The organism is Serratia proteamaculans, from assembly GCF_004684015.1.
GTDB classification, from domain to species: domain Bacteria; phylum Pseudomonadota; class Gammaproteobacteria; order Enterobacterales; family Enterobacteriaceae; genus Serratia; species Serratia proteamaculans_F.
Genome location: NZ_SRIA01000013.1, coordinates 16142 through 37155, shown reverse-complemented (window position 1 = coordinate 37155; position 21014 = coordinate 16142). Strand labels below are relative to the sequence as shown.

19 protein-coding genes are annotated in these 21014 nt (G+C 54.6%); 8 read left to right on the top strand and 11 right to left on the bottom strand.

Annotated features, from left to right (window positions below; genetic code table 11):
* Positions 1–9 precede the first annotated feature (9 nt).
* Genes torD through torC form a run of 3 tightly spaced genes read right to left on the bottom strand, consistent with a single transcriptional unit; the run spans position 10 to position 4378 of the window.
* Complete coding sequence (torD, locus tag E5C26_RS09470) at positions 10–645, bottom strand: molecular chaperone TorD (RefSeq protein ID WP_135316199.1); 636 nt, start codon at positions 643–645, stop codon at positions 10–12.
* On the bottom strand, positions 626–3202 hold the full coding sequence (gene torA / locus E5C26_RS09465; protein WP_135316071.1) for a trimethylamine-N-oxide reductase TorA: 2577 nt from the start codon (positions 3200–3202) through the stop codon (positions 626–628). Before torA ends, torD begins: the two co-directional genes overlap by 20 nt.
* A gap of 12 nt (positions 3203–3214) precedes the next feature.
* Positions 3215–4378, bottom strand: a complete 1164-nt coding sequence (gene torC, locus E5C26_RS09460; RefSeq protein ID WP_135316070.1) for a pentaheme c-type cytochrome TorC — start codon at positions 4376–4378, stop codon at positions 3215–3217.
* Between the two features lie 125 nt (positions 4379–4503).
* Here torC and torR point away from each other — a divergent pair, with 125 nt between their 5' ends.
* Positions 4504–5235 (top strand): two-component system response regulator TorR, encoded by a 732-nt coding sequence (torR, locus tag E5C26_RS09455; RefSeq protein WP_135316069.1) that lies wholly within the window; start codon positions 4504–4506, stop codon positions 5233–5235.
* On the opposite strand, the gene torT is transcribed toward torR, so the two are convergent.
* Positions 5208–6251, bottom strand: a complete 1044-nt coding sequence (torT, locus tag E5C26_RS09450) for a TMAO reductase system periplasmic protein TorT (protein WP_135316068.1) — start codon at positions 6249–6251, stop codon at positions 5208–5210. The genes torR and torT overlap by 28 nt on opposite strands.
* A gap of 78 nt (positions 6252–6329) precedes the next feature.
* Between torT and torS the strand changes: the two genes are divergently transcribed.
* On the top strand, positions 6330–9068 hold the full coding sequence (torS, locus tag E5C26_RS09445) for a TMAO reductase system sensor histidine kinase/response regulator TorS (protein ID WP_135316067.1): 2739 nt from the start codon (positions 6330–6332) through the stop codon (positions 9066–9068).
* 22 nt (positions 9069–9090) lie between these two features.
* Here the strand turns inward: torS and trhO are convergent, their stop codons facing one another.
* A complete protein-coding gene (gene trhO / locus E5C26_RS09440; RefSeq protein WP_135316066.1) occupies positions 9091–10146 on the bottom strand; it encodes an oxygen-dependent tRNA uridine(34) hydroxylase TrhO in 1056 nt (351 codons plus the stop codon).
* A gap of 176 nt (positions 10147–10322) precedes the next feature.
* On the opposite strand from trhO, the gene E5C26_RS09435 reads away from it, so the two are divergent.
* Positions 10323–11420 carry an NADH:flavin oxidoreductase/NADH oxidase gene (locus E5C26_RS09435; RefSeq protein WP_135316065.1) on the top strand — a complete coding sequence of 366 codons (1098 nt, stop codon included), beginning with the start codon at positions 10323–10325 and terminating at the stop codon, positions 11418–11420.
* Positions 11421–11436: 16 nt separating this feature from the next.
* On the opposite strand, the gene E5C26_RS09430 is transcribed toward E5C26_RS09435, so the two are convergent.
* Positions 11437–11598 carry a histidine kinase gene (locus E5C26_RS09430; RefSeq protein ID WP_135316064.1) on the bottom strand — a complete coding sequence of 54 codons (162 nt, stop codon included), beginning with the start codon at positions 11596–11598 and terminating at the stop codon, positions 11437–11439.
* A 276-nt stretch (positions 11599–11874) separates the two neighbouring features.
* Here E5C26_RS09430 and E5C26_RS09425 point away from each other — a divergent pair, with 276 nt between their 5' ends.
* From E5C26_RS09425 to E5C26_RS09410, 4 genes are all read left to right on the top strand, one after another.
* Positions 11875–12795, top strand: a complete 921-nt coding sequence (locus E5C26_RS09425; protein WP_135316063.1) for a Kdo(2)-lipid IV(A) acyltransferase — start codon at positions 11875–11877, stop codon at positions 12793–12795.
* A gap of 99 nt (positions 12796–12894) precedes the next feature.
* Positions 12895–13179, top strand: a complete 285-nt coding sequence (locus tag E5C26_RS09420) for a YciI family protein (RefSeq protein WP_135316062.1) — start codon at positions 12895–12897, stop codon at positions 13177–13179.
* A 201-nt stretch (positions 13180–13380) separates the two neighbouring features.
* Complete coding sequence (mdtG, locus tag E5C26_RS09415; protein WP_135316061.1) at positions 13381–14616, top strand: multidrug efflux MFS transporter MdtG; 1236 nt, start codon at positions 13381–13383, stop codon at positions 14614–14616.
* 476 nt (positions 14617–15092) lie between these two features.
* Positions 15093–16646 (top strand): peptide MFS transporter, encoded by a 1554-nt coding sequence (locus E5C26_RS09410; protein ID WP_135316060.1) that lies wholly within the window; start codon positions 15093–15095, stop codon positions 16644–16646.
* 49 nt (positions 16647–16695) lie between these two features.
* Here the strand turns inward: E5C26_RS09410 and E5C26_RS09405 are convergent, their stop codons facing one another.
* From E5C26_RS09405 to E5C26_RS09390, 4 genes are read right to left on the bottom strand one after another with little or no spacing between them, the layout of a single operon-like run.
* Positions 16696–17094 carry a VOC family protein gene (locus tag E5C26_RS09405; protein WP_135316059.1) on the bottom strand — a complete coding sequence of 133 codons (399 nt, stop codon included), beginning with the start codon at positions 17092–17094 and terminating at the stop codon, positions 16696–16698.
* Positions 17081–17512, bottom strand: coding sequence for a YeeE/YedE family protein (locus E5C26_RS09400; protein WP_135316058.1), 432 nt, complete (start codon positions 17510–17512; stop codon positions 17081–17083). Before E5C26_RS09400 ends, E5C26_RS09405 begins: the two co-directional genes overlap by 14 nt.
* A gap of 4 nt (positions 17513–17516) precedes the next feature.
* Complete coding sequence (locus tag E5C26_RS09395; protein WP_135316057.1) at positions 17517–17951, bottom strand: YeeE/YedE family protein; 435 nt, start codon at positions 17949–17951, stop codon at positions 17517–17519.
* The gene (locus E5C26_RS09390; RefSeq protein ID WP_135316056.1) at positions 17948–18259 is read right to left on the bottom strand and encodes an ArsR/SmtB family transcription factor; all 312 of its coding nucleotides are present in this window, start codon (positions 18257–18259) and stop codon (positions 17948–17950) included. Before E5C26_RS09390 ends, E5C26_RS09395 begins: the two co-directional genes overlap by 4 nt.
* Positions 18260–18396: 137 nt before the next feature.
* Here E5C26_RS09390 and E5C26_RS09385 point away from each other — a divergent pair, with 137 nt between their 5' ends.
* Positions 18397–19158: an AraC family transcriptional regulator gene (locus E5C26_RS09385; protein WP_135316055.1), complete on the top strand. Its 762-nt coding sequence runs from the start codon at positions 18397–18399 to the stop codon at positions 19156–19158.
* On the opposite strand, the gene leuA is transcribed toward E5C26_RS09385, so the two are convergent.
* Positions 19143–20813 (bottom strand): 2-isopropylmalate synthase, encoded by a 1671-nt coding sequence (leuA, locus tag E5C26_RS09380; RefSeq protein WP_135316054.1) that lies wholly within the window; start codon positions 20811–20813, stop codon positions 19143–19145. The two genes, E5C26_RS09385 and leuA, sit on opposite strands and share 16 nt — an antisense overlap.
* Positions 20814–21014: the final 201 nt, after the last annotated feature.

Genomic DNA, 21014 nt, shown 5'->3' with positions numbered 1-21014 from the left:
TATGATGCGTTATGTTGATGCATCAAGACGCATCAGCGACAGCAATAGCACACTGAGCGCCGCATAAAAACCGAACGGATCATGACGTGAGCAGTTTGCATCAAACTCGGGTAACCACCCCAGACAGTGCTCAAGCGTTTTTTGCTTTAACACTGGTGCCCATACCGGGGGGGACTCATCGCACAGGACGAAATTCAGGTAACTGAGCAGCTCCAGAGTTAATGCCAGGTGATCTTCCGGTTCAGTAAACTCCGGATTTACAGCCAGGCCACTGGCGATAAACAATTCTCGTAAATTGTCACATGATGATGAATTAAAACAGGTCTCGCCCGCTTTCGTTTGATAACAGGATGCGTAAGGCAAGGCCGCAGCACGATCCGACATCAGAAACAAACCGGCGAAGTCCGCAGCCAGTTCCAGTTGCGCATCAGGCCGTTGCTGCAAGCGTTCAATGGCGTTTCGCAATCCCTCAACCGCTGCCGCCAATTCAGGCTGATTTGCCATCAGCGCCAACCAGGCCGTTAGCTCCCCCCCATTAAGCTGGGCCAGGTGATCCTGATTCAATTCGCGAGCAAAACAACCTGACAGCCAACTATAGAAGCAGGAGTAATGTGCGGCCTGTAACCTATTTTCCTCGAGTTGCATCCAGGCCTCCTTGTTCCTGCGCTCCATTCGATGACAGCGGAACATATTCACAAAGCGACACCATCTCGACAGGTCCATCAAACGCGGTCACCGCGGCCGGTGTGCCTCGGTATTTTTCAATTTCGACCAATACCGTATGCGCACTGGTGGCCTGTGCCAGATCAGAAGTGCCGATATCCAGAGTCAACACATTGGGGTTGCCGTATTTGCATAACGCGCCGCTCACGCCACCACGATCGGGATCGTACCAGGCACCTTCATGAATCCGGATAACGCCAGGAGCATAGCGATCTGATATGACGGCTCCCGCCAATACCTGCCCACGTGCATTATAAACCCGGACGATATCCCCCCCGTTGATCCCGCGAGCGTTGGCATCTTGTGGGCTAATGAAAATCGGTTCACGATCAGCGACACCATAAAGGCGACGTAAGGTCTCGGAAGCACATAGCTGTGAATGCAAACGGAAATCCGGATGCACTGACTGCAAATGTAGCGGGTAGTGTTTTGAACCGGGGCCGCCATGAGAACGCTCCGCTTTCTCAAACCACATCGGATGGCCCTGACAGTTGGCATACTTCAACTCGGCGATACTTCTCGAGTAGATTTCAATCAACCCACTGGGTGTTCCCAGCGGTTCCAGATCGGGATCCTCACGAAAAGCCTGATGGCGAACGAACATTTCAGGTTGATCAAACTCGATATACCCCTCACCCTGCCAAAACAGATCAAACGTCGGCAGCGAGATCCCCCTGCCTTTCCCTTGCTGCATGCCATCCTTATAAATACGTTTGAGCCATCCCGCTTCATCAAGCCCTTCACTAAATTCTTGCTCGCGACCAAACAACCGACAGAGTTCGCGGAAGATATCAAAATCATTACGCGCCTCAAATTGCGGAGGAACCAGTTGTTTCATGGCGATCAGTCCACGATTTGAGTGGTTGCCGTACTGGTCGAGATCATTACGTTCAAACTGTGTTGTCGCAGGTAAGACGATATCGGCAAAACGGCAGGTGGCCGTCCAGTGGTTATCGACCGAAATCACGGTCTCCAGTTTCTGCCAGCCTTCAATCATGCGATTAACTTGCTGGTGGCGATGAAAAGGGTTGGTGCCCGCGAAAACACACATCTTCAGCAACGGCAATTTAACCCGCTTACCATTCCAGTTGATTTCTTTTCCCGGTTCCAGCATCGCATCGACAAAACGGGCTATCGGGATGGTTTTGCTGTACCCCTTGAAATCACCGTTGGCATGCACTGGCGGCGTGGTTGTCGACCCGGAAAAACCGCTGAGTATGATGCCTTTGCGGCTGGGTGTTCCTGCGCCATTATAATGCCAACCAAAACCGAAGCCGCCACCGGGCAGGCCGATTTGCCCCAGCATCGCCGCCAACACGACCGTCATCCACGCCCATTGCTCACCGTGCTGCATACGCTGCACACACCAGCCCGCCACGATCTGAGTGCGGCCGGCAGCCATCTGACGTGCCATCGCCCGGATCACTTCAGCATCGATACCACAAATTTTCGCAGCCCATTGTGCATCTTTCGGCTGACCATCACTTTCCCCCAACAGATAAGGCAGGAATTGATCGAAACCGACGCAGTAAGTCGACAGGAAATGACGGTCATGAAGTTTTTCCTGATAGAGCGTATGTGCCAACGCCAGCTGTAACGGGACATCAGTCTGAGGATGTAATGCAATATGCTGAACTTGTTCGCGTCCCAAATATTCATGGGTGTTGGTGACGACAGGATCGATACTGATCACCTTGATATCGCCGCTGGCCAGCTTCGCCTTCAATTGTTCATAGTAGCCATAAACATCGTGGTCCGGACACCACCAGTTGGCCTGTTGGTTCTTGATTAAATCCGAACCCCACAGCACCAGCGTTTTGCTATGTTCAAGCACCAGCGGCCAGGAAGTCTGTTGTTCATAAACTTCCATGGAGCCAACGACGCGCGGCAGGATGACCTGCGCGGCACCGGTAGAATAATCACCGCCGGTACCGACGGACTCCCCATGAAGGGCCAGGGCTCGCGCCAACATGCCCCCGGCGTTATGAAACATGCCCGTAGATTGCCAACCACTGCTCGACAACAGTGCGGAAGGCCCATGGGTTTTCTGGACACGTTCCAGCTCCTCATGAAACAGCTTGAGTGCGTCATCCCAGCTCACCCGCACAAACCGGTTATCGCCACGCTGCCGCGTATCGCTGAGATGACGCTTGCGCAGCCAATCGACACGTACCATCGGATAACGGATACGCGATGCGCCATGCACATGATCAGGCAGGCCGTAGATCATTTGCGAAGGAAACTTATCCTTCTCGAAAGGTTTCACGGCAACGAAGCGGCCGTCAACCACGCTGGCGCGTATTGCGCCCCAGTGAGAGGCCGTCAACACTGAGGATTGCGAGCCCGCCGCCGGCCCCTGCTGCGCGACCGCTTTACGCGGCGTCAATAGTGCCGGCCCGAACATGCCCAGTGCGGTCAGTCCCCCCAGCTGTGATAGAAAGCGACGGCGGGATACACGAATAGATTGTGAATGTTTCATTGGACTTTTCCCTTAATGATCCTGCCCTGAGCCACCGGTATCAGAGGCATTCATTTGTAGATATTTCAGCAGGGTGCGCTCTTCGCGTTTATCCAGACTGGTAAAACCGAGCATACCGTTGAGCGTGCCTATCCAACCATTGGCGTCAAAATGCGCTTTATCCGGTGCGCCGTGGCACTGATTGCAACTTGAGGAATACATCGCCTCGGCATACGCCCAGATAGGTTTTACGTCATTGACCAAATCGCCCTGCTGCACCCATGCCGATGTCTGCAACTTGCTCCATTCCGCTCCGGTTGCCGCCACGACGGTTTTTTCCAACGTTTTCGCCTGCGTTTGCACCTCATCGCGTATTGACGAAACAAAAATACGCTTACCCGGGAACTGAGAAAGGACACGCTGGCGCCCTGCGGTTTCCGCCCAGCCGGTAATCTGCACCTGCAACCAGTCACCCTCACGTTTCATCACCGCCACCTCTGAAGCCGGCAGCAATGAACCCGATGGATCTTTGGCGCCTTTTTCGGCATAAATCGGTTTCATGTCCAGGGTGTACAAAACATCGCCATCGTTATGGCTGGCAGCCATTTTGCGCAGTTCGACAAACTGTTGCCGGAAACCACTGCTCATGTCAGGTAACTCGTGCGCAATACCCTTGTGGCAATCGATACAGGACTGATTATCTTTGGCGGCAATGCTCATTTGTTTCGCCGCTTCCGGGTGTTGTTTGGCATGGTCCATCGCGTCATAGTTGTGGCAGGAACGGCAAGTGGCGGAGTTATTGGCTTTCATCCGTTTCCACTCACGCTCTGCCAAGACTGCGCGTTTGGCTTCAAATTTTTCTGGCGTATCAATGGAGTGTGCGATGAAGTTCTGATAGAGATCGTTTGCCGCTTCCAGTTTTCGCCAAAGCATGGCGGGGATTTCGGTTGGAATATGGCAGTCACGGCATTCAGCCCGCACCCCGGAGGCATTTTTGAAATGTACGGATTGTTGATATTCCTGATAGACCGGTTGCATCGCGTGGCAACTCACGCAAAATGCGGTAGTACTGGTTAACTTTATTCCCGCGTGCGGCAAGACAACTAACGCTCCCCCGACGACGCAGCCTATCGCCAGCAGCGCCAAAATGGACCATTTGGCACTTGGCCGACTTAGTTTTCGCCATATCCTTCCCATAAAATAGCCCTTTGATTATTATGGATACCCCTGAGTATGATAGGGAAAAGATATGAACAGGGTCAGCGTGAAATATTAAAAAAATAACTAGAAACATGAACATAATTGAAAGAACACCAACAAATATGAAAACATATGAAAGAAAAGAACAACCCGATACGTCGGTTTTTCATCTGGTCATTGTTGAAGATGATCCGGTCACTCAGGCGCGTATGCGCGATTACTTCCTCCACGAGGGATATCAGGTTTCCACCACCAGCGACGGTGCCGGGTTGCGGGAAATCATGTCGTCGCAACCTGTTGATCTGATCCTGCTGGACATTAACCTGCCCGGTGAAAACGGCTTGTTGTTGACCCGCGCACTGCGGGAACGCTCAAACGTAGGGATTATTCTGGTGACCGGCCGTTGCGATCAAATCGACCGTATCGTCGGACTGGAGATGGGCGCCGATGACTACGTCACCAAACCGCTGGAGATGCGTGAGCTACTGGTCCGGGTAAAGAACCTGCTATGGCGCATGCATGTCGTCGTCAGTGACACTGAACCAACCCCCAATGAAAACTGTTATCTGTTTGCCGGTTATCAGCTTGATGTCTCACGGCATACACTGCAGCTGGAAGATGAGCAAATTAAGTTAACGCGCGCGGAATATGACCTGCTGCTGGCCTTTGCCACCAATCCCGGGGTGGTCCTCAGCCGCGAACGTTTGTTGCGCTCTCTTTCTTCGCATCGGGTGGCTCAACCCGACCTGCGCACCGTTGACGTGTTGATCCGTCGCCTGCGTAATAAATTACGGACGGACTTGTTTATTACCTTGCATGGCGAAGGTTATCTATTGGCTGCCGAAGTTCGCTGAAATGCATACACCGGCCGGAATCCCAACGGTGACAACGATGAGGCGACCTTTTGCCGGCTCACGTTTTCCGGCGTCAGTAGCAGAATACGGGGGCTAAGGTTATCGACCACCGGTTGGTGCTGCAAAATGCGGATCGCCTGGCTGACAGCCAGTTCGCCCTGCAAGACCATCTGGTCGCTGACAGCCATAATGATACGGTTACGCTTTAACCCGCGATAAACCTGGTGTGACAGGTAAAACGAGACAACCCCCAAGGGATGTTGCCGATTTCGAGCCTCCCCCATGGCGACCTCCGCCGCGATGGCGGTGCCGGCAACCACATTAATCTGCGGGTGTTTCTCCAGCATACTCTGTAATTGATTGCGTTGGACCTCAAGATCGTTGTCGCCGTAGGCCACGTCAACGATATGAATATTGCTGTTAATGATCGCCTGACGGAATCCTTGTTCCATCGCCTGGCTTCCTCCCGCCTCTTTCGGCCCCGGCATCAGCAAAACATTGAGCGTTTTCTGTTTCTGGTGCGTCGCCAGATAATGCCCTGGAATGTAGCCCATCTGATACCAGGCTACGCCTACACGAGTGCGATTCCCCCCATCATGCACGGCATTGACGACCTCAATAACCGGTGTTTCTCCCAGGCTTTCAGCCAGAGCCGGAAATTGCGAAACACTGCTGCTCAGCAAAATAGCGTCCGCTCCCCAGCGGCGGCAATGAGACAGTTGTTCACGCTGCATCGCCAACTGCTGGTAACCACCGGCCTCAAAAATTTTTAGCGCAACCCCGGAAACCCGCGCCTGTTTTACCATTCCATAATTGATCGAGAGCCAATAAGCATCTTTAAGATTGGGGTAAAGTGCGCACAGTTTCCATTCACGCGTGGCCTTTACTGGCGTTAGCGGGGGCAGTGGCTGATGAACCATATTATTGGACCAGCGAATTAACGGCGGTGTCTCCGCCAGTGACTGCAACGCGGAAAAGAGTACCCCGAGCGGTAATAACAAAAGAAAAATGCGCATGATAACCTCACTTTTGACATGGGTTATGCTAGCGACTTCCGGCCAGGGAAAACAACCTTTTTCAATACGGGATACCCCATGACACTACCATCTCTGACACGGCGACTTTGGCTGGCATTTATGCTGATGAGCCTGCTGACGCTATTATGCTCCCTGGTGGGTTGGTTTGGGTTGCGTATTCTCGGCGACATAGAACAACGCAGCACTCACTCATTGATTCCCACCATGAATATTGCCCGCGAATTGAGTGAAGCCAGTGCCAGTGAATTGCTGTCGGCTCAAAATTTAACTGCCGTAGAAAACCACATCGAACGGGAAGCCCAGAGCAAAATACTGGCGACGCAAAGCTTACGCATCAGAAGATTACTCCGAGCCCTGCAGCAACAAGGTTTTGATACCGCGAGCATTGAACAGCAGGAAGCACAGATCGCGCATAGTTTGCTGGCGCAGGAAGCACTGGTGATACGTAAATTAAACCTGACGGAGCAACAACAGCAGTTGCTCACCAGGATCATGACGGCCAACATTGACGTTGCGGCGCTGGCGAAAGGCCAGCAGAATATCGCCACAACAGCCGCTGGCGCTACACAAGTCGGGCTGTACGATTTAATCGAGCGGCATCAACTCGGGCAGGCAAAACAAGCGCTGGATCGTCTGATTGATATCGATTGGGAATACCAGAACCGAATGAGTGAACTGCGCTTGAGCGCCACACGGGTAAACCAGTTGTTGGCTCAACTGAGCAAGCAAAGCTTGCACCCCGTATCCCCCGCACTCACCACTGCCATCGAGGAGCATGTCCGTATATTGCGGCGGCGACAACAGCGGGTTGAGGATCCACAGGTCAGGCAAGAAATTGGCACCCGATTGGCCGTCGTTGAACACTATCCTCAGTTGATGGCGCTTTACCAGCAACTGTTTGATATTCATCAGCGATTACAGCAGCAATCACGCGATAACGTGCAAACTTATACGCAATTCAGTCGCGAGATCAACCGTCAGGTCGATACGATAGAACAACACAATATCCAGGCATTGGCGCAGTTGGCGCAAACCCGCAAATACGGACAGTATTGGTTGATCGCGCTGAGTATATTGACCTTACTGCTGCTTTTGTTGATCCTTTGGCGCGTGGTCTGGCGCTCAGTCACTCTGCCGCTGGCACGGCAAACTGCAGCGCTCAAACGCCTGCTCCAGGGGGATCTCAACTCGCCGTTTCCTAACGCCTCCCATGCCGACGAACTCAATACCATCGGCCGAATGATGGAAGCTTTCCGGACCAACACCCTGCAGCTGCAACACCAGCAACGGCACCTGCAAAATCAGGTGGCGCAGCGCACTGCCGAACTCGAATCCCTGGTCAAGCGGCATAACCAGGCCCGGGACGAAGCAGAACAGGCCAACAGAGCCAAATCGGCCTTTCTGGCCGCCATGAGCCATGAAATCCGCACGCCCCTGCACGGTATTTTGGGCATCACGCAACTGTTGCTGGATCAACCGCTGTCAAACCAGGTGCTCAACTATGTGAAAGCCATGCATGACTGCGGTGAGAGCCTGTTGACGATTTTGAACGATATTCTGGATTACTCTGCCATCGAGGCGGGCAAGCACAGCCTGGTCATCAACGATGATCCTTTCAATCCCCGAGATTTGATAAACAGCATCGTCAAACTGATGCACGCACGCTTTGAACAACAGCATCTCACGTTGACGCTGGACTTTGCTGCCAACGTGCCCACGGGGGTGTATGGCGACGCCAAAAGGATCCGCCAAGTCATCAGCAATTTATTAGGTAATGCCCTACGTTTTACCTCGCAGGGCGGTATCAAACTGAGGATCTTCGTGCAGGACGACAGTTGGCAAATTGATGTGTCAGACAGCGGCGAGGGTATTGCCGCCGACCAATTAGTGAAGATCTTTCACCCTTTTGTACAACTCACCAATAAACGGGGGGGAACCGGGCTGGGTCTGGCGATCAGTCGCGAACTGGCACATGCGATGGCGGGCACGCTGACGGTGCAAAGTACCGTGGCACAGGGGAGTTGCTTCTCGCTGCGATTACCTCTGCGACCGGCGATTCTCACACCCAGTAATCGCGACAAGAGCGAAACACGTCTGGATGGCATACGCATCCTGGTGGTGGAAGATAACCCAACCACACAACATATTACCCGGGAGATGCTGCATTTTTGCGGCGCGCAATGTGACGTGACGGCCAATGGTAGCGCGGCCCTGGCGCTGTTACAGCAAGATAGCCATTACCATTGTGCGCTACTGGATTTGAATTTGCCCGATATGGATGGCATCACGCTCGCCCAGCAGTTGAATGCCCGGCATCCGGCGTTGGTGCTGATTGGTTTTAGCGCACAGGTTATGGACGATGACCTGTACCGCCACGCGATGACATGGCTGCGTGGCATTATTGACAAACCCTCTCCACGCGCTGAGTTAGCCCGGCTCATCCGTCACTATCTGACAATGACGGATAATGTACGACAGAAGACAGGTAACCCGTTACAACAAGACCTTTTAGCACTCGGCAGCGCAAAAATTGGTGAATGGATTGCGCTGTTTGAGACACATTCGATACCGCTGTTGGACAGCATCGATGAAAAGATCGGCTGTGGCGATGCCCAGTCAGTGAAGCGATTGGCGCATCGGTTAAAAAGCAGCTGCGCCAGTCTGGGCCTGCATCAGGCGACCCTACAGTGCGAAATGTTGGAGCAGCATCCGCATGCCGCTCCGCCATTGCGTAGCACCCTGTTACGCGAACTTCATCAGCTTAAACGCTGGTCAGCCGCAGTTGTTGAACGTTGAGCGACGTTCGGTTTACGGCAGACTATTCTTCTTCCGGTGCCGGAATGTGCATCGTGGTCTGCAATAATCCTTTCGACTTATTGAAAATCTTGACGCCATTTTCGCGGCCGGCTCGGCGCGCACGCTGTTCTTCACGTGGCAACTTCAACTCTTCGCGGCAGATCTCGCTGCAGCAACCTTCAAATTTGGCTGCGCAGCTCGGACACTGAATAAACAGCAGGTGGCAGCCGTCATTCAGGCAGTTGGTGTGAGTATCGCAGGGTGCACCGCACTGGTGGCAATTGGCAATGACATCGTCAGAAATTCGCTCGCCCATACGCTCGTCAAACACAAAGTTTTTGCCGATAAACTTCAACGGCAATCCCTGCTCTTTAGCCTTACGCGTATATTCGATAATACCGCCTTCCACGTGATAGACGTTCTTGAAGCCGTTATGCAACATGTAGGCGCTGGCTTTTTCACAGCGGATACCGCCGGTGCAGTACATGACGATATTTTTGTCTTTATTGTCCTGCAACATTTCAACCGCCATGGGCAGTTGATCACGGAAAGTGTCTGACGGCACTTCGATAGCATTTTCAAAATGGCCGACTTCATATTCGTAATGGTTACGCATATCGACAAACAGCGTATCCGGATCGTCAATCATCTGATTAACGCGATCGGCCTGCAGATACTCACCAACGTTCGCCGGGTTGAAGCTTTCGTCATCGAGCCCGTCGGCAACGATACGTTCGCGCACTTTCAGGCGCAGAACCCAGAAGGATTTTCCATCATCTTCGAGGGCGATATTCAGACGTACCTGATCCAGCGCCGGATGCGAAGCAAACAGTGCGGCTTTGAACGCCTCAAATTTATTCTGCGGCACGCTGATTTGTGCGTTGATACCCTCTTTCGCCACATAAATGCGGCCAAACACCTTCAGCTTGTCGAACTGAACGTACAGGCTGTCACGAAACGCTTTGGGATCGTCGATGGTGAAGTATTTATAAAAAGAAACTGTGGTGCGCGGCTCGGTTTCGGCCAGCATGCGCGCCTTCAGTTCCTCATTAGAAATTCGGTTATGTAACACTGGCATGGTGTACTTTCCTGTCTTTCGGGAGGTGACTGATTTGAGTGCGTGCCGGCCACCGGCCCACGCGCGGCGCACATAATACCCGATGATGTGAAGCGCTGGCAACTTGACGCTGCTCACAAATCCCGATATTCCTGAGGGGAGTTTACCCCCGATTTACCACGGATCTGGAGAACGTTATGAGTCAGCTGTTTACCCCGATTGCGCTGGGAAAACTGAGTTTACCCAACCGTATTATTATTGCACCGATGTGCCAATATTCCGCCGACCACGGCAAAGCCACCGAATGGCATACCCTGCATCTCGGGCACCTGTCGCTGTCCGGTGCCGGCCTGCTGATCGTCGAGGCCACCTCGGTCGCCCCCGAAGGGCGCATTACGCCGAGCGATCTCGGCCTGTGGGATGACGCTACCGAACAGGCGCTGGCCGAGGTCGTGCAGGCGGTCAAAAAACACGCCACCATGCCACTGGGCATCCAGTTGGCTCATGCCGGGCGCAAAGCCTCCTGCGCAGTGCCCTGGGCAGGCGGTGGCCAACTTAAAGCCACCAGCGGGGGCTGGCAGACGCTCTCCGCTTCCACCTTGCCCTTCGCCCCGCAGGACGAATCGCCGACAGCCATGAGCCTGGAACAGATTGAACAACTGAAAGCACAGTTTGTTGATGCGGCAAAACGTGCCGATCGGCTGGGTTTTGAATTGATTGAGCTGCATGGCGCACACGGCTATCTGTTGCACCAGTTCCTTTCACCCTTGGCCAATCAGCGCAACGACCAATACGGCGGTTCTTTGCAAAACCGCATGCGCCTGCTGCTGGAAATTTTCACTGAAGTCCGTGCCGTGTTCCCGGCACACAAGGCGCTCGGCGTGCGTATTTCCGCCAGTGACTGGGTCGAAGGGGGTTGGGATGAACAGCAGTCGGTCACACTGGCAAAAACCTTGAAGGAACTGGGCTGCGACTATATTCACGTTTCCAGCGGCGGCCTTTCACCGTTGCAGAAGATCCCGGTTGGGCCAAATTATCAGGTTCCCTTTGCCGAAACCATCAAGCGGGAAAGCGGATTACCGACTATTGCCGTGGGCTTAATCACCGAGCCGGAACAGGCGGAAGCCATTGTCGCCACCGGACAGGCAGATATGGTGGCGCTGGCACGCGGCATCCTTTACAACCCTCGCTGGCCATGGCATGCCGCCGCAAAACTGGGTGAGAAGGTCAGCGCACCGCCGCAATATTGGCGCTCTGAACCGCACGTATTGAAAGGCTTGTTTAAAAACGGCTAAGCAATCCGGGGCGGACTCAGCGCCCGCCCCGGCATTCGGTAAAACCGGAAATCACTGTTCCCGCTGCCAGGGCGATACCCGCCACCGCCAGCAACGGATTAAACTGCAGATGCGCCCCCAGGCTGCCCAGCAATGCTCCACTGACCAGCAATCCCGCACTTAACCAGGTTGCCAACATAAATTCCCCCTAAATGATCGCGGTGCCATTATACGTATCACTCGGCTATCACTTTATCCTTTAGAGCCATTTACCCTGGTTTTGCGGTTCGTTATATCCGTTAATCATTAAAAATGATGTTTTAATGCGGTGCCTTTTCACGTTGCGCGATAAAAATGCCACAATAGTCGGGTATAAACGGCAGAAAATAAACGTTTGGTCAAAATTTCTCCACAGGAGAGACCATTCGGGAACTCTGTTATTATTATTAAATGACTGCTTCTAAGCTGAGAACACATGACTCAAGTTCCTTCTTTTAATCGCTCTTTACTGCATCCGCGTTACTGGCTCACCTGGATCGGCATCGGTTTGCTTTACCTGTTGGTCTTGCTGCCTTATCCGATTATTTATCGCCTCGGCACCTCGCTGGGTCGTTTTTCCATGCGCTTTCTCAAGCGCCGCGTGGCAATAGCCCAACGTAATCTGGTGCTGTGCTTCCCGGACATGCCGCAAGCCGAACGCGATGCGTTGGTGGTGCAAAATTTTGAATCCGTCGGTATGGGGCTGTTTGAAACCGGTATGGCATGGTTTTGGCCAAACTGGCGTATCGAACGCTGGTTCCAGGTTAGCGGGCTGGAACATATTCAGAAGGCGCGAGACAACCATCAGGGGGTGTTGCTGATCGGTCTGCACTTCCTGACGCTGGAACTGGGTGCCCGTATCTTTGGCATTCATAATCCGGGCATCGGCGTTTACCGACCGCACGACAACAAGCTGATGGACTGGCTGCAAACCTGGGGCCGCATGCGTTCCAACAAGTCGATGCTGGACCGTAAGGACGTAAAAGGCATGATCCGCGCCCTGAAGCAGGGGGACATCATCTGGTATGCCCCGGACCATGACTATGGCCCACGTAGCAGCGTGTTCGCCCCGCTGTTCGCCGTAGAGAAAGCTGCCACCACCACCGGCAGCTACATATTGGTCAGAATGGGCAAGCCAGCCATTATTCCCTTTACCCCGCGCCGCCTGCCGGATGCCAAAGGGTATGAGCTGATTATGCAGCCGGCGGTGGAAAACTTCCCGCTGGATAATGAGCTCGAGGCCGCCGTCTTTATGAATAAAGTGGTGGAGAAGGAAATCCTGATGGCGCCGGACCAGTACATGTGGCTGCACCGCCGCTTCAAAACCCGCCCGGAAGGCGAACCTTCACTGTATTGACCGCAAACCCGCCACCGGCGGGTTTTTTCTTCCGCAGATCTTGAGAATCAGTAGTAACGGTGGGATGGTAAAGCCCTCGTCGTTAATTCTGGAGTCGCCATGTACATCGTTAACCTGACCTACCACCGTCCAATAGAAGAAGTCGACAACCACCTTGAAGGGCACATCGCCTGGCTGAAAAAATATTTCCAGAACGGTACCTTCATCGCCTCCGGCCGTAAGAACCCGCGTACCGGTGGTGTGATCCTGGTAAAAGGTATCGAGCGTGCGCAGCTGGATATCATTGTCGGGCAAGATCCTTTCAACGCCGTAGCCCACTATGAAATTACCGATGTCGCCCTCTCCACCACCGCCAGTGGTTTTGAACTGCTCGCCGGGCTTTAAATTCGCCTTTTTTCCGCGCGTACAGCGCGGAATATTGCCAATATTCTATTTTTAAAACTTTATTTCATTTCCCGTATATCTCACCCCACATCAATTGATGCCACCTATAATTAAGCGCATACTTACCAGGCTAACTTTTTTTGCTTTGCCCGATCAACTGCTCATGTGAGCAAAGCCCTCTACCTTACGTAACAGGAACTTATGGCTCCGGCACCCGAAATCATCAACTGGAAACGCAACCTCTTCGTCGCCTGGCTAGGGTGTTTCCTCACCGGTGCCGCCTTCAGTCTGATCATGCCATTCCTGCCGCTGTATGTAGAAACCCTTGGCGTCACCGGTCATCAGGCCCTGAACATGTGGTCCGGCCTGGTTTTCAGTATTACCTTCCTGTTCTCTGCGATTGCCTCCCCGTTCTGGGGTGGGTTGGCCGATCGCCGTGGGCGTAAGTTGATGCTGTTGCGATCGGCATTGGGCATGTCGATAGTGATGCTGTTGATGGGCATGGCGCAGAATATTTGGCAGTTTTTAGCGCTACGCGCGGTGCTGGGTTTGCTCGGCGGTTTTATCCCCAATGCCAATGCGCTGATTGCCACGCAGGTCCCGCGTAATCGCAGCGGTTGGGCACTGGGTACCCTGTCCACCGGTGGCGTCAGCGGAGCGTTGATCGGGCCGTTGATTGGCGGCCTGCTGGCCGACCAATATGGTCTGCGGCCGGTGTTCTATATCACCGCCGGCGTCCTGTTGACCTGCTTTGTTCTGACGCTGCTGTATGTCAAAGAGCAGTTCACCCCGGTGCAGAAAAAGGACATGCTGCACGCCCGCCAGGTGTTCGCCGCGCTGAAAAGCCCCAAACTGATCCTCAGCCTGTTTGTCACTACGATGATTATTCAGATTGCCACCGGCTCCATCGCCCCCATCCTGACACTGTACGTCCGGGATTTGGCCGGTAACATCCATAATCTGGCCTTTGTCAGCGGGCTGATCGCCTCAGTACCGGGCGTCGCCGCGCTAATGAGTGCACCACGGCTGGGCAAGCTGGGCGACAAAATTGGCCCGGAGCGCATTCTGGTGTTTATGCTGATCGTCTCGGTGCTGTTATTGATCCCGATGGCCTTTGTGCAAACCCCGTGGCAGCTCGGCGTACTGCGCTTCCTGCTTGGCGCTGCCGATGGCGCACTGCTACCAGCGGTACAAACCTTGCTCATCTACAATTGCACCAATCAGGTCGCCGGGCGGATCTTCAGTTACAACCAATCTTTCCGCGATATCGGCAACGTCAGTGGCCCATTAATGGGGGCCGCCGTCTCCGCCAGCTACGGCTTCCGCGCGGTATTTTGTGTCACGGCATTGGTGGTGCTGTTCAACGCCGTTTATTCCTGGTGGTGTTTGCAACGCCGACCGGCGCGGATGAGAGAAGACACCCTGCAAGAAGAGTAATAGCCGCATTTATCACCAGTTCCGTCACTTAAACGAGTCGACGGCCCGTTTACCCTACTTTTAGTATTGATACCCCACAATCCCCCTTTCTCGCCACCCATCAGAATAATCTTAGTTCAATCAGTTGATTTTAAAAAAGTTATTAACTTTTAGCGCAATAAACCACCTGTCAATAACATTCCCTTCGCAACCAACATAAAAACCAGGAAAGGAGATGTTTGTCGACTTTTCATCTAAAAAATGGGATACAGGGACTAGACAAAACCACCATCCAGTTATCAAATGGTTAAATAATATCACGCCCAATGTAAACCATTGGCCAAGTGAAAAAAGGCCGACGCGCTTTCCACGGTTAACGGGCGCTGCGGCTACGGTTTTGTCGGGTAATCTGCCCCAGGTGGATCACCTTCCTTAAATACACATACATACCACAGTATAAGCTGCATAAATGCGGCGCATTTTATTGGGAAGACGTTATGAAATCCTCTGTTAATAACCAAGAAAGCCGGACCTTCTTCGGCCATCCTTATCCGCTGGGATCCCTGTTCTTTACCGAAATGTGGGAGCGGTTCTCGTTTTACGGCATTCGTCCATTACTGATCCTGTTTATGGCCGCTACGGTCTACGACGGCGGCATGGGCCTGGCACGTGAAAATGCCTCGGCGATTGTCGGTATCTTTGCCGGCAGTATGTATCTGGCGGCCCTGCCGGGCGGCTGGTTGGCCGATAACTGGCTGGGCCAGCAGAAAGCGGTCTGGTACGGCTCTATTCTGATCGCTCTCGGCCACCTGTCGATCGCGCTGTCTGCCTTTATGGGCAACAACCTGTTCTTTATCGGCCTGATGTTTATCGTGCTGGGTTCCGGCCTGTTCAAAACCTGTATCTCGGTGATGGTCGGTACGCTGTACAAGAAAGGCGACAACCGCCGTGACGGTGGCTTCTCGCTGTTTTATATGGGCATCAACATGGGGTCGTTTATCGCCCCGTTGATTTCAGGCTGGTTGATCCGTTCCCACGGCTGGCACTGGGGCTTCGGCATCGGTGGTATCGGCATGCTGGTGGCGTTGGTGATCTTCCGCGTCTTTGCCGTACCGGCGATGAAACGCTATGACAGCGAAGTCGGCCTGGATTCCACCTGGAACAGCCCGGTCGCCAAGAAAAACGGCGTCGGTGCCTGGTTGATTGCGCTGGCGGTCGGCGTGGCGGTGGTCATCACCCTGATTGCCCAGGGCGTTATCGTGATTAACCCGGTCGCCGTGGCCAGCATGCTGGTTTATGTGATTGCCGCCTCGGTCACCCTGTATTTCATTTATCTGTTCGTGTTTGCCGGCCTGAGCCGCAAAGAACGCGCTCGCCTGCTGGTCTGCTTTATCCTGCTGGTGTCCGCCGCCTTCTTCTGGTCAGCCTTCGAACAGAAACCGACCTCGTTCAACCTGTTCGCCAACGACTATACCAACCGTATGATTGGCGGCTTCGAGATCCCGGCGGTGTGGTTCCAGTCCATCAACGCCCTGTTCATCATCCTGCTGGCACCGGTATTTAGCTGGGCATGGCCGGCGCTGGCACGTAATAAAATCCGTCTGAGCAGCATCACCAAGTTTGTTATCGGTATTTTGTTTGCCGCTGCGGGCTTTGGCCTGATGATGCTGGCCGCACAGAACGTTCTGAGCAACGGTGGCGCAGGCGTGTCGCCAATGTGGCTGGTCGGCAGTATTTTGATGCTGACACTCGGTGAACTGTGCCTTAGCCCGATTGGGCTGGCAACCATGACCCTGCTGGCACCGGAAAGAATGCGTGGCCAGATGATGGGCCTGTGGTTCTGCGCCAGCGCACTGGGTAACCTGGCGGCCGGTCTGATTGGTGGCCATGTGAAAGCCGACCAGCTGGACATGCTGCCTGACCTGTTCGCACGCTGCTCGATTGCACTGCTGATCTGTGCTGCGGTACTGACCCTGCTGATCGTCCCGATCCGCCGGATGATGGAAAACACTCAGGGTAAAAGCGCGCAGAAACCGGCTACCAACGCCTGATCACCGTTTCGCTTAACCCTTCAGCCAGCGCCCGGTGCGCTGGCTTTTTTTATGCTTCCCACGCCCGCTGTTGCAGCACCACCCGGTAACCGTCCAAATCCTCGAACGTCTGTCCGCAGGCATCCCAATACGGGTTGTAGGCTGCAACACGCCGAAAACCGGCGGCCAGCATGCGCTGACATCCCACCAGCCATTCCTGTTCATCCGGCAAATAAAACACCAGCAAATTGTCTTGCGTCGGTGCCTGCCCCACTTTCACGCCACGATGGTGGGTAAATTCCAGGTGATAACCGTGCTGCGGGTGCCCGACCATCACGCCGTCAAACCCCTGGTGATCTGCAAACTCCCCCAAGCGTGCAAACCCCAACCCCTGGCAGTACATAGCCGCAATTTCCTGCAGGCGATCGGTCGGGCGCGCAATGCGCAGTACCGCATTAGCTATTGGCATTATTTCTCCGCATCATAATCATTTCATACAGCGCCATGCCCACCAGCATAGCCACCACGAACTGCCAGCCAGCCAACGATCCCGCCCCGGCCAGTACCCAGGCCGGTCCGGGGCAAATACCCGCCATGCCCCAACCGATACCAAACAGCGCGCTGCCAACCAGCAAACGACCATCGAGGCGGCGGTTGGCTGGGATCTGCATCTCTTCCCCCAGTAAACTACGCTGTCGCCTGCGTGCCCAGTAAAACGCCGGTGCGGCCACCGCAATAGCACCCACCATCACCAGTGCCAGTGAGGGATCCCAGTGGCCGGTAATATCGAGAAACGCCAATACCTTGGCCGGGTTGGCCATTCCTGCAACGATCAGACCGAGGCCAAAAATGGCACCGCTCAGCAAAGCAAACAGATATCTGAACATACGGTTAGCTCCCCAGCCAGTGACGAACGACCCATACTGTGGCAAAGCCCAGTAACATAAACACCGCCGTGGCCGCCAGAGAACGCGGTGCCAGTCTTGCCGCACCGCAAACCCCATGACCGCTGGTGCAACCGCCCCCCAACCGGGTGCCAAACCCCACCAATAACCCGGCCATAATCAGCCACAGGCTACTGCCGCTGACCGGCATTGCCGGCAGGGGAACAGCAATACGATACAGCCAGGGCGAAGCCAACAACCCGACAAGAAATGCGACTCGCCAGGCCTTCTCTTTGCCTTGGGGTGTCAACAGACCGCCGGTAATGCCGCTAATACCGGCGATACGGCCGTTAAACAGCAACAGCAACGCTACCGCAAGACCGATAATGCCGCCGCCTGCCAAAGCAGACAGCGGCGTAAAATGCAGCCAGTCAATGGTCATGATGCCTCCTCCGGTTGTGGGCAATAGAGTTGATACAGGGTATTCAATATTGCCAGTGCCTTTTCATCACTGACCGCGTAGTAAATTTGCTTGCCATCACGCCGTGTGGATACCAGCCCTTCCTGGCGTAATACGCCCAGCTGCTGTGACAGTGTCGGCTGACGAATTTCCAAGGCTTGCGCCAATTCCCCCACCGACATCTCGCCCTGGCTGAGCTGACACAACAGCAATAAGCGATCCTCATTGCCTAACGTACGCAACAGCATGCCGGCCTGTGCCGCCGCCTGCCGCATTTTGTCGATTTCCATTGTCGCCCCAAACAATATACAAAACTATATATTGTATATTTATATACTATAATCTCCTTTCACGCCACGGGCTGGTACGAAAGGGTTCGGCATGGCATGCTGCCGCTATGATTTTTCGCAGACGGTGGATGCCCAAAATGCTGCTTTTCCAAGGCGCTATGCCAGCCAACCGGTCGATTGTGCCGGTCGCCAAAGATTATCAACACGGCGACTTCGAGCCACCTCACCACCATGACTGCGCGCAACTGATCCATAGCCTCAGCGGCGTGGTGCAGGTCAATACCCGTCAGGGGAGCTGGGTGGTGCCCCCAGGCCGCGGCGTCTGGCTGCCAGCAAGGGTTGAACACAGCCTGCGCATCACCGGCAAGGTGGCGGCAAGAGCGCTGTTGGTCGATCCGCTGGCGCGAGCCGATCTACCGGCATGTTGTGAAGTGGTTCAGGTCTCGCCGTTACTGCGCGAACTGATTATCTGTGCGATGGATATTACGGCGGATTACCCCGTCGGCGGACGTGAAGAGCGAATAATGGAGTTAATCCTGGATGAGCTACGCGTACTGCCGATATTGCCGCTGAATTTGCCAGAGCCGCGCACTGAGGCCCTGCTGACGCTGTGTCGGCATATTCAGCAATCGCTGGCCCATCCCTGGGAATTAGAACAGGCAGCCGGTTATATCAGCGTCAGCGGTCGCACGCTGTCACGGCGTTTTCAACGTGAGACCGGGTTGCGCTTTGGCGACTGGGTGCGTCGCGCCCGTTTGCTGGCGGCATTGAACGCCCTGGCCGCCGGGCATTCGGTGCTGGAAGTGGCGCTGGACTTGGGTTACGACAGCCCCAGTGCCTTCAGCGCCATGTTCCGTCGCCTGCTGGGGGTTGCGCCCAGCGCCTATTTCGCCAAATAGCCTGCGGCGACGTTGAACAGGGCTTGCAGCGAGGCGCTGGCGGAATCGACGTCGATACCCACGCCATAAGCCGCTTTGCCGTGCGCCAGCGTGCAGCGAATGTAGGCAACGGCACGGCTGTGGCTCTGATGCCCCAGCGTATGCTCGTGGTAGTCCTCTATCGCCAGGTTCAGACCAAAGCGCTGGCGCAGTGCATCTACTGCGCTGGATAACAACCCATTCCCTACACCCAGCAATCGCTGCTGTTGCCCATCGAACAACACCCGGGCGCTAAAGCTATAAGCCTCGGCGCTGTGGCTTTCTGTCTGGTAGCTCAGCAGTTGCAGGCGCGGCTGCTCAACCAGACCATAGCTGAGGCGAAACAGCCGCCACAGCTCGGCAGTGCCCATCTCTTTGCCGCTGCCGTCGGTGACTTGTTGCACCCGTTTACTGAAATCAATCTGCAGCCCACGTGGTAACGACAACCCATGGTTCTGTTCCAGTAGCCAGGCCGCCCCGCTTTTGCCCGACTGACTGTTAACCCGGATCACCGCTTCATAACTGCAACCGACGTCCGCCGGATCGAGCGGCAGATAAGGCACCTGCCACCAACCGTCCTGCCGTTGCTGCTGGGCGGCAAACCCCTTCTTGATCGCATCCTGATGCGAGCCGGAAAAAGCGGTGAAAACCAGTTCACCGGCATAAGGATGACGCGGATGTACCGGCAGCTGGTTGCACTGCTCCACCACCTCCACCACCTGCTTCAACTGGCTAAAATCCAGCCCCGGCGCTATGCCCTGGGTGTACAGATTGAGCGCCAACGTCACCAGATCGACATTGCCGGTGCGCTCACCGTTGCCAAACAGACACCCTTCCACCCGATCGGCACCGGCCAGCATCGCCAGTTCGGCACAAGCGACCCCGGTGCCGCGATCGTTATGCGGATGCACGCTGATACTCACTCGATTGCGCTGGCTAAAGCGGCGGCAAAACCATTCAATCTGATCGGCGTAAACGTTGGGCGTACTGACCTCCACCGTTGCCGGCAGGTTAATAATCATTGGCCTGCCCGGTCCCGGCTGCCAAACATCGGCGACCGCTTCGCAAATCTCCAGCGCAAACTCCAGCTCGGTAAAGCAGAAAGTCTCTGGCGAGTACTCGAAAGTCCAGGCGGTGTCCGGCTGCTGCTCGCACCGCTGACGGATGCGCAGCGCCCCATTAACCGCCAGCGCAACCGTCGCCGCCTTGTCCTGTTTGAAGACAATGTCACGGAACATCGGCGCAGTGGCGTTATACAAATGCACGATTGCCCGCGGAGCCCCCTGCAATGCTTCAAAGGTGCGATCGATCAGATCGTCACGCGACTGGGTCAATACCTGAATACTGACGTCATCGGGGATTAACTGCTCATCAATCAACGAGCGAACAAAATCAAAGTCGGTTTGTGACGCCGAAGGAAAGGCCACCTCAATCTCTTTAAACCCACACTGCAACAGCAGTTGATAGAACTGACGCTTGCGGGCGTTATCCATCGGCTCCGCCAGCGCCTGGTTACCGTCACGCAGATCGCTGGAGCACCAACGCGGAGCCTGTTGCAGGGTGCGGCCGGGCCACTGACGATCCGGCAATGCCACCGGCGGGAACGGACGATACTTGATTGAAGGCTGGGTTAACATGGCACACTCCTGGGCTGTCATAAGCGATGCCTATTATTTCTCGCCGGAAGATGCGTTGCTCCCGCCTGGCGGACAATCATCGTCGCGAAACGGACAACAAAAAAATTTGCATCCTGCGCCAGTACGGCAACAATTAATTTTGACGTTAGTCATGGCGCTTTGGTGCTGCCAAAACCCTTTCGTTACCCTCACCACTGGAGA